Origin of the sequence: Solwaraspora sp. WMMD937 (assembly GCF_029581175.1) — a bacterium.
Taxonomy (GTDB): domain Bacteria; phylum Actinomycetota; class Actinomycetes; order Mycobacteriales; family Micromonosporaceae; genus Micromonospora_E.
The window spans coordinates 5570549-5583348 of the sequence record NZ_CP120738.1 but is presented as its reverse complement, the minus strand read 5'-3'; the positions used below and the strand labels follow the sequence as shown (position 1 = coordinate 5583348).

At 70.8% G+C, this 12800-nt stretch carries 14 protein-coding genes; all 14 read left to right on the top strand.

The annotated features are described in order from the left end of the window. The first annotated feature begins 87 nt into the window (after positions 1 to 87). The 14 genes from O7621_RS24610 to O7621_RS24545 all read left to right on the top strand — a co-directional run bounded on the left by O7621_RS24610 (position 88) and on the right by O7621_RS24545 (position 12751). Positions 88 to 1494 carry a putative peptidoglycan glycosyltransferase FtsW gene (locus tag O7621_RS24610; protein WP_348775330.1) on the top strand — a complete coding sequence of 469 codons (1407 nt, stop codon included), beginning with the start codon at positions 88 to 90 and terminating at the stop codon, positions 1492 to 1494. 127 nt (positions 1495 to 1621) lie between these two features. Next, complete coding sequence (gene murG, locus O7621_RS24605) at positions 1622 to 2728, top strand: undecaprenyldiphospho-muramoylpentapeptide beta-N-acetylglucosaminyltransferase (protein ID WP_282231440.1); 1107 nt, start codon at positions 1622 to 1624, stop codon at positions 2726 to 2728. A 21-nt stretch (positions 2729 to 2749) separates the two neighbouring features. After that, complete coding sequence (gene murC, locus O7621_RS24600) at positions 2750 to 4183, top strand: UDP-N-acetylmuramate--L-alanine ligase (RefSeq protein WP_282231439.1); 1434 nt, start codon at positions 2750 to 2752, stop codon at positions 4181 to 4183. Positions 4184 to 4371: 188 nt separating this feature from the next. After that, positions 4372 to 5109 (top strand): FtsQ-type POTRA domain-containing protein, encoded by a 738-nt coding sequence (locus O7621_RS24595; protein WP_282234714.1) that lies wholly within the window; start codon positions 4372 to 4374, stop codon positions 5107 to 5109. A 289-nt stretch (positions 5110 to 5398) separates the two neighbouring features. Then, the gene (ftsZ, locus tag O7621_RS24590; RefSeq protein ID WP_282231438.1) at positions 5399 to 6517 is read left to right on the top strand and encodes a cell division protein FtsZ; all 1119 of its coding nucleotides are present in this window, start codon (positions 5399 to 5401) and stop codon (positions 6515 to 6517) included. Continuing rightward, entirely contained in the window at positions 6514 to 7254 is a 741-nt protein-coding gene (locus O7621_RS24585; RefSeq protein ID WP_282231437.1) for a YggS family pyridoxal phosphate-dependent enzyme, read from the top strand. Before ftsZ ends, O7621_RS24585 begins: the two co-directional genes overlap by 4 nt. Positions 7255 to 7440: 186 nt before the next feature. Continuing rightward, on the top strand, positions 7441 to 8139 hold the full coding sequence (sepF, locus tag O7621_RS24580) for a cell division protein SepF (protein WP_282231436.1): 699 nt from the start codon (positions 7441 to 7443) through the stop codon (positions 8137 to 8139). 25 nt (positions 8140 to 8164) lie between these two features. Beyond that, on the top strand, positions 8165 to 8470 hold the full coding sequence (locus O7621_RS24575) for a YggT family protein (protein ID WP_123602596.1): 306 nt from the start codon (positions 8165 to 8167) through the stop codon (positions 8468 to 8470). 40 nt (positions 8471 to 8510) lie between these two features. Beyond that, the gene (locus O7621_RS24570; RefSeq protein WP_278170187.1) at positions 8511 to 9317 is read left to right on the top strand and encodes a DivIVA domain-containing protein; all 807 of its coding nucleotides are present in this window, start codon (positions 8511 to 8513) and stop codon (positions 9315 to 9317) included. A 52-nt stretch (positions 9318 to 9369) separates the two neighbouring features. Beyond that, positions 9370 to 9942 carry a hypothetical protein gene (locus tag O7621_RS24565; protein ID WP_282231435.1) on the top strand — a complete coding sequence of 191 codons (573 nt, stop codon included), beginning with the start codon at positions 9370 to 9372 and terminating at the stop codon, positions 9940 to 9942. Between the two features lie 85 nt (positions 9943 to 10027). Further along, on the top strand, positions 10028 to 10318 hold the full coding sequence (locus O7621_RS24560; protein WP_282234713.1) for a DUF167 domain-containing protein: 291 nt from the start codon (positions 10028 to 10030) through the stop codon (positions 10316 to 10318). 392 nt (positions 10319 to 10710) lie between these two features. Next, positions 10711 to 11130, top strand: a complete 420-nt coding sequence (locus O7621_RS24555) for a TraR/DksA family transcriptional regulator (RefSeq protein WP_278174555.1) — start codon at positions 10711 to 10713, stop codon at positions 11128 to 11130. A gap of 158 nt (positions 11131 to 11288) precedes the next feature. Then, positions 11289 to 11813, top strand: a complete 525-nt coding sequence (gene lspA / locus O7621_RS24550) for a signal peptidase II (protein ID WP_282234712.1) — start codon at positions 11289 to 11291, stop codon at positions 11811 to 11813. After that, on the top strand, positions 11810 to 12751 hold the full coding sequence (locus tag O7621_RS24545; RefSeq protein ID WP_282231434.1) for an RluA family pseudouridine synthase: 942 nt from the start codon (positions 11810 to 11812) through the stop codon (positions 12749 to 12751). The genes lspA and O7621_RS24545 overlap by 4 nt, the downstream gene beginning before the upstream one ends. The last annotated feature ends 49 nt before the right edge of the window (positions 12752 to 12800 follow it).

The following is a 12800-nucleotide window of genomic DNA, read 5'->3' as shown; positions in this document are numbered from 1 at the left end:
GACCGGTCTGTCCCGGACCGCCCGGCTGCGGACCGGTCTGTCCCAGATCGGCACGGCCCCGCGGCCCGGCTGGATCCGATCGGCGGACTGGCCGCGTTGCGTGGTCTGCTGGCCCGGCCGCTCGCCTCGTACTATCTGCTGATCTTCAGCAGCGGGCTGCTGCTGATGATCGGCCTGACCATGGTCTTCTCCGCGACCAGCATCAAGGCGTACATCGACGACGGCAGCGCGTTCAGCGTGCTGAGTCGGCAGGCGACCTTCGCGGTGATCGGCCTGGTCGCGTTCTGGATCTGTCAGCGGCTGCCGGCAGCGACGTTCCGTACTCTGGGCATCGTGGTGCTCGGCGCGGCGGTCGCCCTGCTGCTACTGCTCAACGGCCTGCTGCTGGTGTCCACGCTGGCGGGCTGGCAGGCCGCCCGGGTCGGTCCGGTGGAGGCGGAGCTGCTCTGGCTCTACTTCGGTTCCTTCCAGCTGCAACCGTCCGAGCTGGCCAAGCTCGGCCTGGTGCTGTGGGGTGCCGACGTCATCGCCCGCAAGGGTGCCGAGCTGGGTCACTGGCGGGAGTTGGCCATCCCGCTGTTCCCCGCCGTCGGCCTGTTGTTCCTCCTGGTCGGCTACAACGACCTGGGCACCATGCTGTGCATCCTGGCCCTGGTCGTCGGGCTGCTCTGGGCGGCCGGTGTACCGCTGCGGATCTTCGCCACGTTGGGCGCGGTCGGGCTGGTCGGCATCGGCCTGCTGATCGCCGCCGCCTGGCAGGGTGCCGGTTCCGGCGCCCAGGACGCGGACAACTACCGGCTGGCCCGGCTGACATCGTTCTTCACCCCACCTGACCAGTGCGTCGACGACTGCTACCAGGCGCTGCAGGCGAGGTACGCGATCGCGAACGGGGGATGGTTCGGTGAAGGGCTCGGCTCCAGCCGGTTGAAGTGGGGCTACCTGCCGCAGGCCGAGGACGATTTCATCTTCGCCATCGTCGCCGAGGAACTCGGGGTGGTCGGCTGCGTCGTGGTGCTGGCCCTGTTCGCGGTCCTCGCGTACACCGCGTTGCGGATTGCCCGCCGGGTGGACGACCCGTTCCGACGACTGGCCGCCGCAGCGGCGGCCAGCTGGCTGATCAGCCAGGCGGTGATCAACATATCCGGGGTGATCGGGCTGCTGCCGATCACCGGTATTCCGCTGCCGTTCATCTCCGCCGGTGGCAGCGCGCTGGTGGTCACGCTCGCCGCGATCGGCATGCTGGCGTCGTTCGCCCGGGCCGAACCCGACGCCGCCCGGGCGCTCAACGCCCGTCCGCCGGCCCGCTGGGTGCGACTAGTCTGGGCCCCGCTGCCGCCGATGCCCCGCCAGCGCCACCCCGCCAAGCCGCGGATGACCGGCGTCGGACCGCGGCGGGCCGGTGCCGGGCAGCCGGACGGTCGCGGTACGTCACGGTCGGGTAGCCAGAGCGGATCGGTGCCGCCCCGTGTGCCACGGCGACGGGACGGGCGTTAACGTACCCCCGCGAAGCGCGCATCCGGGTCGACGGGCCCCGTACGCACCGCCCGGCGTGCCGCGTAAGCCGTCGGTGGTCCCGTCGGGTCCGCCGCGCGGCCACCGAGTCGAGCGAGAGGAGATGCTGATGGGTCCGCTGCGATCGGTGGTGCTGGCAGGTGGGGGGTCCGGTGGGCACGTCTACCCGCTGTTGGCGTTCGCCGACTGTCTGCGTCGGCACGACCCGAGTGTGCAGATCACCTGTCTCGGTACCCCTAGAGGGCTAGAAAACGAGCTGATTCCGCCGAAAGGGTACGATCTGCGGTTGATCCCCGCACATCAGCTGCCTCGGTCGGTCAACATGGACCTCGTGCGTACGCCAGACCGGATGTTCAAGGCAGCCCGCGCCGCCGGCAAAATCATCGACGAGGTACGGGCCGATGCGGTGGTGGGCTTTGGCGGGTATGTGTCCGTACCGGCCTACCTGGCGGCGTGGCGTCGTGAGATGCCGATCGTGGTGCACGAGGTGAACGTGCCTCCGGGCGTGGCCAACCGGATGGGCATGAAGTTCACCAAGCACGTCGCGGTGGGCTTCCCACACCAGCCGAACCAGGCCGAGTCGCTGCGCGACGCCCGGGTGGTCGGGGTGCCGCTGCGCCGGTCCATCACCGGGCTGGACCGGGCGGCCACTCGGGAAGCCGCCCGAGCGCACTTCGGGCTGCGACCGGATCTGCCGACGGTGTTCGTCTCCGGTGGATCCCAGGGCGCCCGGTCGATCAACCTGGCGGTTGCCGGGGCGGCGAAGGAGCTGTCCCGGGCCGGTGTCCAGGTGCTGCACGCGATCGGTGCCCGCAACGAGCCGGTCTCGGTGCCCAGTGATCTGCCGGTGCCGTACGTGACGCTGACGTACCTGTCGGAGATGGAGCTCGGGTACGCCGCAGCCGACCTGATGGTCTGCCGGGGGGGTGCGATGACCTGCGCCGAGGTCGCCGCGATCGGACTGCCTGCGGTCTACGTGCCCTATCCGCACAGCAACCAGGAGCAGAAGCGAAACGCGCTGCCGGTGGTCGAGGCCGGTGGCGGTCTGCTCGTCGACGATGCCGAACTGACCCCGGCATGGGTGGAGCAGGTCGTGGTCCCGTTGGCCCGCGACCCGCAGCGGCTGGCCGCGATGGGCGCGGCGGCGGCGCAGTACGGTCGCCGCGACGGCGACGAGGCGCTGCTCGACTTCGTCTACGAGGCGGTGTCCCGATGACCCGCACGGGAAGGTGACCACGTGAACATCACCGAGTTCGCCCCCACCGGTACGCTCACCGCTGAGGAGCTGGGCACCGTACACCTGATCGGCATCGGCGGGGTCGGGATGAGCGGTCTGGCCCGCCTCCTGCTGACCAGGGGGATCCCGGTGACCGGCAGCGAGCTGCGGGACTGGCCGTCGCTGGCGGTGCTACGGGCACTCGGCGGCACCATTCACATGAGCCACGAGGAGGCCAACCTCGACGGGGTGGACACGGTGGTCTACTCCACCGCCATCCCGGCCGACCACGTGGAGCTGGCGGCCGCCCGTCGGCGCGGGCTGCGGGTGCTGCACCGGTCGGAGGCCCTTGCGGCGGCGATGACCGGCCGGCGGACGATCGCGGTCGCCGGCACCCACGGCAAGACCACGACCACCTCGATGGTGACCCTGACCCTGCAGCGGGCCGGCGAAGACCCGTCGTTCGTCATCGGTGGCGAGATTTCCGAGGTGGGTTCGAACGCCCACCACGGTACGGGTGAGTACTTCGTTGTCGAGGCCGACGAGAGTGACCGTTCGTTCCTGCTCTACCGCCCGTTCGTGTCGATCATCACCAACATCGACGCGGATCACCTCAACACGTACGGTGATCTGGCCGGGCTCGCTGCGGGTTTCGCCGAGTTCGCTGGGTTGACCGATCCGGATGGGTTCGTGGTGACCTGCGCGGACAACCCCGGGACCCGGCAGCTCACCGAGGCGCTGCGCGACCAGGGCCGGACCGTCTACACCTACGGCGAGTCCGCTGACGCAGACCTGCGGCTGTCCGAGATCACGTCGTCCGCAGCCGGGGTCCGCTATCTGGCCACGCTGGACGGCGCGACGCTCGGCGAGATCGCCCTGCCGGTGCCCGGCCGGCATCTCGGGCTCAACAGCGCCGCCGCGGTGCTCACCGCGCTGCGCCTCGGGCTGCCGTTGAGTGACGCGGTCGCCGCGCTGGGCGCGTTTCCCGGGGTACGGCGCCGGTTCGAACGCAAGGGCTCGGTCGGCGGCGTCACCGTCTACGACGAGTACGCCTACCACCCGACGTCGATGACCGCGGCGCTGCACACCATGCGGGAGGTCGCCGGTGCCGGACGGCTGGTGGTGGTGTTCCAGCCCTACCGGGTCTACCGGACCCGGGACCTGCAGGCCGAGCTGGCCGCCGCCCTGGCGATCGCCGACGAGGTGATAGTGATGGAGGTGTTCGGACCGGGTGAGCTGCGGGAGCCGGGCGAGGGCGGGGTGGCGCTGACGGCGGACGTCCCGTTGCCGGACGATCACAAGGCGTTCGTACCGTCCTGGGAGGACGTTCCACCGGAGGTGGTCCGCCGCTGCCAGCCGGGTGACCTGGTGGTCACGATGGGCGCTCCGCCGATTTCGTTGCTGGGTGACGAACTGTTGTCCGCGCTCGCCGTTGCGGCGGCCGACGCAGGATGACCCCGCCAGGTCGCCCGCCGCGACCCGGCTCGGGCCGGTCCGGTGCCGGTCGGGTGGGCGATGCCCGGCCGGCAGGTCGGACTGGTCGGGCCGGGGCGAGCGCCGCCCGGTCCGGGCCGGCGGGAGCGGATACCGGGCACACCCGGCGCCAGCCGGGACGCCCGGACGGGTCGACGGGCCGCTGGCGGCTGGTCCGGGCGAGCCGGGAGGCGGTGCCGCCGTCGGTCCGGCGGTTCATGCGCCGGGCCCGGCGACGACGGTTGCGGGCCGCGCTGCCCTGGGCGGTGGCCGGTTGCGTGGCGGCCCTGGCCGCGGTCAGCTGGTGGGTGGTCTCGGCGACCTCGGTGTTCGGCGTGGACCAGGTCCGGGTCGCGGGGGCGGCGCTGGTGACCGAGTCGGACGTACGGCAGGCCGCGCAGATTCCGCCGGGGACCCCACTGGCGCGGGTGGATCTGGCCGCGGTGGCCGGTCGGGTCTCCGGCCTGGCTGCGGTGGAGCGGGCGGTGGCGAGCCGGGACTGGCCGGGTACGGTGGTGATCACCGTGGTGGAGCGGGTGCCGGCCGCCGTGGTGCCCCGGGAAGACGCGTTCGTCGTGGTCGACGGGGCCGGGGTGGCCTTCCGGACACTGGCTGCGCGTCCGGACGACCTGGCGGTCGTCCGGCTGGAGACTGCCGAGTTCGATCAGGCGTTGGTCCGTGACGCGGTCGGGGTGCTCGAGTCGCTGACCGCCCAGCTGCGCGCGGTGCTGGTGGAGGTCGTGGTCAGCGGCCCGGCCGGGATCGAGCTACGGATCGCCGACGACCGGGTGGTGATCTGGGGTGACGCCACGGAGAATGCGGTCAAGGCCCGGGTCGCCGACGCGTTGCTGGTCCAGGACGGCAGCGTGATCGACGTCAGCGCGCCGGATGTGGTGACCATCCGCTGATCCGGCATGTCGTCTGGGTGATTTCAGGGCGGATCGGTGTAGAAGGTACATTACGGTTTGCCGAGACTGGCTCGGCCCGGTGCGGCCTGCGACACGCCCAGCATGGTCCTTGGATCACGCGGTACGTGCGCATACGTTGCCCGGAGAGGTTCAGTGGTTGACATAGCCCTAAGCCTCTAGTAGAGGGTGAGGGTTCGCCCCGCTCTCGTGTACCGACGGGTCTGTCCTCCGTGGTCCCAGTGGGCCGGGTCAGGCCGGCGCCCGCCACTCTCGAAGGGAAGGCACCCCGATGACACCTCCGCACAACTACCTGGCGGTCATCAAGGTCGTCGGCATCGGCGGAGGCGGAGTCAACGCCGTCAACCGGATGATCGAGGTTGGCCTCAAGGGCGTCGAGTTCATCGCGATCAACACCGACGCCCAGGCGTTGCTGATGAGCGACGCGGACGTCAAGCTCGACGTCGGCCGGGAGCTGACCCGGGGCCTCGGCGCCGGGGCGAACCCGGACGTCGGCAAGAACGCTGCGGAGGATCACCGCGACGAGATCGAGGAGGTGCTCAAGGGCGCCGACATGGTCTTCGTCACCTGCGGTGAGGGCGGCGGTACCGGCACCGGTGGGGCGCCGGTGGTGGCCAACATCGCCCGCAAGCTCGGTGCCCTGACGATCGGCGTGGTCACCCGACCGTTCTCCTTCGAGGGCAAGCGACGCCAGGTGCAGGCCGAGGCCGGTATCGAGGAGTTGCGTAACCAGTGCGACACGCTGATCGTCATACCGAACGATCGGCTGCTGGCCCTCGGCGACCGGGGGATCAGCATGATGGACGCCTTCCGGCAGGCCGACCAGGTGCTGCTCTCCGGTGTCCAGGGCATCACCGACCTGATCACCACGCCCGGCCTGATCAACCTGGACTTCGCCGACGTCAAGAGCGTGATGAGCGGGGCCGGTAGCGCGTTGATGGGGATCGGCAGCGCGCGGGGCGAGAACCGGGCGGTCGAGGCGGCCGAGGCGGCGATCTCCAGTCCGCTGCTGGAGCAGAGCATGGACGGTGCCCGGGGGGTGCTGCTCTCCATCGCCGGTGGATCCGATCTCGGCCTGTTCGAGATCAACGACGCGGCACAGTTGGTCACCGACGCGGCACACGCCGACGCCAACATCATCTTCGGGGCGGTCATCGACGACGCGCTGGGCGACGAGGTGCGGGTCACCGTCATCGCCGCCGGCTTCGACGGTGGCGCTCCCGCGTACAAGCCGGCCGAGGGTCCGCGTAAGGTCCCGGCCGCGCCGGTCTCGCCGGCCGCGCCGGCCGGCCCGGCTGTCGCCCCGGCGCCTCAGACGCCGACCCAGCAGACCCGCCGGGTGCTCTTCGACGACGTCGACGTGCCGGACTTTCTCAAGAACGGATCATGACTGTCGACACCGAACGCCGACGCGCGGAACTGGCCGACCGGCTGGCCGCCGTACGGTCCCGGCTCGCCGCCGCCACGGCGGCAGCGGGTCGACCGGTGGACAGCGTCACGCTGATCGCGGTGACCAAGACATATCCGGCCGCCGACGTGCGGCTGCTGGCCGAGCTCGGGGTCACCGACGTCGGCGAGAACCGGGACCAGGAGGCGGCGGCCAAGGCCGCCGAGCTGGCCCCCGGACCGTCCGGCGGGCCCGGGCTGCGCTGGCACTTCGTCGGCCAACTGCAGCGCAACAAGTGCCGGTCGGTGGTCGGCTACGCGGACCTGGTGCACTCGGTCGACCGGGTGCCCCTGGCCCGGGCCCTGGCCGCCGCTGCCGGTCGGCGTGGTCGACCGCTCGACGTGCTGGTCCAGGTCAGTCTGGACGGCATGGCGGGGCGCGGCGGCGCGTTGCCGGACTCGGCGGATGGAGTGACCGGCTTCTGGCCGGTGGTCGAGTGCATCCTGAGCCAGTCCGATCTGCGACTCGCCGGGGTGATGGCGGTGGCTCCGCTGGACCAGCCGCCGGAGCCGGCGTTCGCCCGGCTGGCGGAGGTGTCTGACCAGCTCAGAGCCGCCGTGCCGGAGGCATGGATGGTTTCGGCCGGAATGAGCGCTGACCTGGAGGCGGCGGTGGACGCCGGCGCGACACATGTCCGTGTCGGAAGTGCGTTGCTCGGAAAGCGCCCAACGCTACGGTAGCCTGGCGGCGGATACCAAACTACATCAGTGTTGTTTGAGCCGGGCTCCCCGTCGTCGGGGGTCGACGTCCGTGACCGCGCACCGGTCATGGCGGGGAGCCGGCTCGGACCGGTGGGCACTGCAGTGTTCACGCGCGACAGTGGCACGGCGGGGGCGCGTGCCGCACGGCGGACGGAGGGGCGCGGCATGGGTGCACTGCGCAAAGCGGGGGTCTGGCTAGGCCTGGTCGAGGAGGACGACGACCAGGGCTACGACGACGGCTATGACAAGGGTGGATACCGAGAGTCACGATACCGTGACAACAGGTATGCCGACGAGTTCGCCGACGACGAGGAGCCGGACGACCCGCCACCACGCGCGCGGCCACCGGTGGATCGGCTGCGGCCGTCGGAGCGGCTGCAGGCCCGGGCTGCCGAGCGGGAGCACCGGGCTGCCGAGCGGGAGCACCGGGGTCCGGACCTCGACCGGGGTGAGCGTGCCAGTGTGCGATCGATCACCCGGGCCGGTGCCGAGGCCACGCCGGCCAGCTACCCGACCAGGGACAATCTGGCTCTGGCGCCACAGCCTGTGGTGCGGGAGCGGATGGTCGTCGCCGAGGAGGAGCAGCGGTACCAGATCACCACGCTGCACCCGACCACCTACCGGGAGGCCCGGACGATCGGGGAGCACTTCCGCGACGGCACGCCCGTGATCATCAACCTCACCGAGATGGATGAGGCCGACGCCCGCCGTCTGGTTGATTTCGCTGCCGGTCTGGCGTTCGGTCTGCGCGGTACGATCGAACGCGTCACCAACCGGGTGTTTCTGCTCTCACCGGCCAACGTCCAGGTCACCGCGGAGGACAAGGCCAAGATAGCCGAGGGTGGATTTTTCAGCCTGGGCTAGCCCTGACCCGAGGACCTCGCCTGCCGTGTTGTCGATCCTGTTCCAAGTCCTGTATCTGCTGCTGTACGTATTTCTGCTGACCCTGTTGGCGAGGTTTGTCCTGAGTGCGGTGCTTCAGTACGGTCGACGCTGGCAACCCGGTCGGGGTGCCGCAGCCGGATTGGAATCGGTGTGGAGCGTCACTGATCCCCCCCTTAAGGCGTTGAGGCGGGTGATCCCACCACTGCGAATTGGTACCGTGAGCTTCGACCTGGCCTCCCTTGTGCTCCTGGTTATCCTGTTCGTGCTGATCACGTTCGTGGTGGAGCCGCTGATCAGGGCAACCAACTGACCGGCGCGCTACGCGGCCGCAACTGACCCGAGGAGTTTCGATGCCGCTAACCCCGGCCGACGTCCACAACGTCGCCTTCAAAAAGCCTCCGATCGGCAAGCGGGGGTACGACGAGGAGGAGGTCGACGCCTTCCTGGACGAGGTCGAGCGTGAGCTCGCCCGTCTGATCGAGGAGAACAACGAGCTGCGCGCCCAGGTGGAGCGCGGAGGTCGTGGCGGGCCGGCGGGCCCGGGCGCCGACCCGCGTCTCGCGGCGGAGCTCAACGACATGAAGGCCCAGCTCGACCGCGTACAGCGGGACAAGGCCGCCGCCGAGCAGGCAGCCCGGGCCATGCAGGCCGAGTTGGAGCAGGTCAGGTCGGCGGGTGGCCCGGTCGTCGGTGGCGGCGGCGACGGCGAGCAGCAGGCGCTGCGGGTGCTGATGATGGCCCAGCGGACGGCGGACGACCACGTCTCCGACGCCCGTCGGGAGGCGGACAAGCTGCTTACCGACGCCCGCACCAAGGCCGAGGAGGTCACCCGCGAGGCGCGGGCCAAGGCCGACGCGCTGGAGCGGGACGCACGCCAGCGCCACCAGGAGGCGATGGGCGGCCTGGACGCCAAGCGCACCGCCCTGCAGAAGCACATCGAGGAGCTCAAGCAGTTCGAGCGGGAGTACCGCACCCGGCTCAAGGCGTACCTGGAGAGCCAGCTGCGTGACCTGGACGGTCGCGGGCAGGGCCTCGAGGCCGAGATGGGGCGGGTCGAGGGCGGCCGCTCCGCGTCAGGTGGTGGCGGTCTGGCGACCGCCGGCCTGGCCAGCTCCTACGGCGGTGGGCGGTCCGGCGCGCTTGAGGCCGGCCGCTGAGGCCGAGCCTCTCGCGGGGGGTACGTCAGCAACGAGGCGGCGGGGGTGAGCCGTGATAGTGGCAAGTCTGGTGCTCATCCTCGTCGCCGTCACTCTGCTCGTGCTCGGCCTGGCGAGCGGGTCCAGCCTGCTGCTGGTCGGCTCGATCGTCGCCAGTCTGCTCGCGGCGGTGGCTCTCGTGGTCGGTGCTCGGCAGGCCGCTGCGGCCCGTGCCGGCAACCTGCGCACCGGCCCGTTCGACCCGGAGACGGTTTCCCGTCCGGCGTTCGGTGTCGACCCCGATCCGGACCAGTGGGCCGGTCAACGGTCATCCGCCGCGCCGGTCGGTCGGCAGCAGATCGACCCGGTCGACGACCATCTCGGCGGCGGGACAGCCGACGATGACCCGCCCGACGAACCGGCGGTCGAGGAGACGGGTGAGACCGATCACGCCCGGCTGGCCGGGCTCGATGCCGAGGTGATCGTGGTCGACGGACGGCCCCGCTACCACCGGGCGAGCTGCCTGCACCTGGTGACCAGGGACGGTGAGCCGCTGCCGGTGCGCGAGGCCCTGGAACTTGGATTCACCCCGTGTGGGCTCTGCCAGCCGAACCGGACTCTGCTGGCCGAGTCCGGCCGCGTCTGAACAGGCGGCGTCTTTCGTGTCCGGTGCGAGCAGCCGCCGGCCCACCCGGCCGGCCGCCGGTGCCAGCGGGCGTCCGGAGACCGACCTGGTGGTCGCCGTCCGGGTCAAGCCCGGTGCGTCCCGCACCCGGATCGGTGGTTGTCACCCCGGCCCGCAGGGACCGGCGCTGATCGTCGCGGTCACTGCCCCGGCGGTGGACGGCCGTGCGACGGAGGCGGCCCGGCATGCGCTCGCGACAGCGCTCGAGGTGCCGACCCGGCGGGTCACGCTGCGGGCCGGTGCCGCCAGTCGGGACAAGCTGTTCAGGGTGGACACCGTGTCCACCGACGAGGCCGAGGCGTTGGCCGCCCGGCTGCGGCGGCTGCGGGACGGGTGAACGGTCGGCTGCCGACACCCCGACCACCCGGCTCACTCCCCGACAAGGCGCGGCGACTGTCCTTGATGAGTGATATGTCGGCCCGCGCCGTGCCGCCGTGTCCTTCGGCTCGATCTGGCCGGTCGAATCGGTGCATCACCGGACGAAAGCTGTGCCATTGTTGTCGGATGTCTTCACGTTCCGTATCCTTGCGAATCTCCGGAGTGTGCAACGGACCCGTTGTACGCCCGTTTTGTGCTTTGGGGGCAGCATGGCCGAGCTGACGGGAGCGAGGTGCCGGACGGGTCGGGTGACCCTGTCCACCGCGCCGCGGACCGTCCGGCCTGCCGACGCCGGAGGATCCCGTACAGGCACTGCCGATCGCCGCGGGTGACGCGGCCGAGGGAGCGACGATGGCGAAGCCAGCCGACACGAAGACCGCCGCCCGCGGGCGAGCGGCCCGGGCACCGCGCAGCGCGGCCGAGACCACCAAGATCCAAATTGCCCTGCAGGCCCGTCGGGACGAGTTGCGAGCCGAGTATGATCAGACGCTGAGCGAGATCACCGAACTGCAGCGGGAACGGCTGACCGACTCGGCCGGCGACGATCAGGCCGACACCGGCACCAAGACGTTCGAGCGGGAGCAGGAGATCTCCCTCGCCAAGAGCATCCTGGATCGCATCAACCAGGTCGAGCGGGCGCTGGAGCGGCTGGACGAGGGTAACTACGGCTGGTGTGAGCGGTGCGGCACGGACATTCCGGTCGAGCGGCTCGCCGCCTTCCCCTCGGCCACGCTCTGCGTGTCCTGCAAGCAGATCGAGGAGCGGCGCTAGCCGGGCGGTGACGGGCCCGACGCGGGCGAGCCGCTCCACTGAGAAGGGAGAGGCGTCTGTCTGCCGACGGCGATCCGCGCCCGGACGTTCCGAACGCCGGTGGCGACGCCCCGCCAGCACCTGAAGCGGGTTTCGGCGTGCCCGTCACCGGCGAGCCGGTGACGGGCACCGACCGACGCGCGCTGTGGGTCTTCGCCCTGGTCGCGGCGGCGGCACTGCTGGTCGACCTCGGCGCGAAGCAGTGGGCGATCAGCGCCCTGACCGACCGGGAACCGGTCCGCCTGCTGGGCGGCGCCCTCTACCTGACGCTGATCCGCAACAGTGGTGCGGCGTTCAGCCTCGGATCCGACTACACCTGGATATTCCCGCTCGTCACCGTGGCGGTCGTTGGCTGGATCGGCTGGTTGACCAGAGGGCTGCGGTCGCTGCCCTGGGCGGTGGCGCTCGGGCTGATCCTCGGTGGGGCGCTCGGCAACTTCCTGGACCGGGTGTTCCGCGCCCCCGGGCCCCTTTTCGGCCACGTGGTGGACATGTTCAGTGTCTTCCATCCGTACGGCCAGGTTTTCCCGATCTTCAACGTGGCCGACAGTGCGTTGGTCGTCGGCGTACTCCTTGCCGTACTGCTGGAACTGACCGGCCGACAGCGCGACGGCCGCCGGCTGTCCGGAAAGGTGGACCGTTGACCACACCTGCCCGCCATGGGGAGCGACGGTCGCTGCCGGTGCCCGACGGGCTCGACGGCACCCGGCTCGATCAGGCCGTCTCCCGGCTGTTCGGACTGTCCCGCACCGCGGCCGCCGCGCTGGTGGAGTCCGGCGACGCTGCGGTGGACGGGGTGACCCGGCACAAGTCCGACCGGGTGACCGCCGGCGCCTGGCTGGAGGTGGTCCTGCCGGCGCCCGTCGCGGCTCCGGTAGTGATCGCCCAACCGGTCGACGGACTGCGGGTCGAGTACGCCGACGAGGACATTGTGGTGGTGGACAAGCCGGTCGGCGTGGCGGCGCACCCAAGCCCCGGATGGACCGGCCCGACCGTGCTGGCCGGTCTGGCGGCTGCCGGTCACACCATCGCGACCAGTGGCGCGGCCGAACGCCAGGGCATCGTGCACCGGCTCGACGTCGGCACCAGCGGGCTGATGGTGGTGGCCAAGAGCGAGCGCGCGTACTCGGTACTCAAGCGTGCGTTCAAGGAACGCGAGGTGGACAAGCGGTACCACGCCGTCGTGCAGGGGCATCTCGACCCGTTGCGCGGGACCATCGACGCCCCGATCGACCGTCACCCCACCCACGACTACCGGTGGGCGGTCGTCTCGGGCGGCAAACCCAGCGTCACCCACTACGAGACGGTGGAGGCCTTCCCCGCCGCCAGCCTGGTCGACATCCGCCTGGAAACCGGCCGTACCCACCAGATCCGGGTGCACTTCTCCGCGCTGCGGCACCCGTGCGTAGGTGACCTGACGTACGGTGCGGATCCGACACTCGCCGCCCGACTCGGACTGACCCGCCAGTGGCTGCATGCCCGTGCGCTCAGTTTCCTACACCCCCGTACGGCGGAGGAAGTTCGCTTCCACAGCGACTACCCTGACGACTTGAAGCGTGCCCTGGCCGTGCTCGGCGATTGAGAGCCGGCGAACACGCGGTCACTCAGCGTCCACCCGCCATAGGGGAAAG

Bases quoted from the DNA above. Each gene is read 5' to 3' on its own strand.
- murG (WP_282231440.1), top strand. From the start codon at position 1,622: ATGGGTCCGCTGCGATCGGTGGTGCTGGCAGGTGGGGGGTCCGGTGGG.
- ftsZ (WP_282231438.1), top strand. From the start codon at position 5,399: ATGACACCTCCGCACAACTACCTGGCGGTCATCAAGGTCGTCGGCATC.
- O7621_RS24585 (WP_282231437.1), top strand. From the start codon at position 6,514: ATGACTGTCGACACCGAACGCCGACGCGCGGAACTGGCCGACCGGCTG.
- sepF (WP_282231436.1), top strand. From the start codon at position 7,441: ATGGGTGCACTGCGCAAAGCGGGGGTCTGGCTAGGCCTGGTCGAGGAG.
- O7621_RS24570 (WP_278170187.1), top strand. From the start codon at position 8,511: ATGCCGCTAACCCCGGCCGACGTCCACAACGTCGCCTTCAAAAAGCCT.
- O7621_RS24555 (WP_278174555.1), top strand. From the start codon at position 10,711: ATGGCGAAGCCAGCCGACACGAAGACCGCCGCCCGCGGGCGAGCGGCC.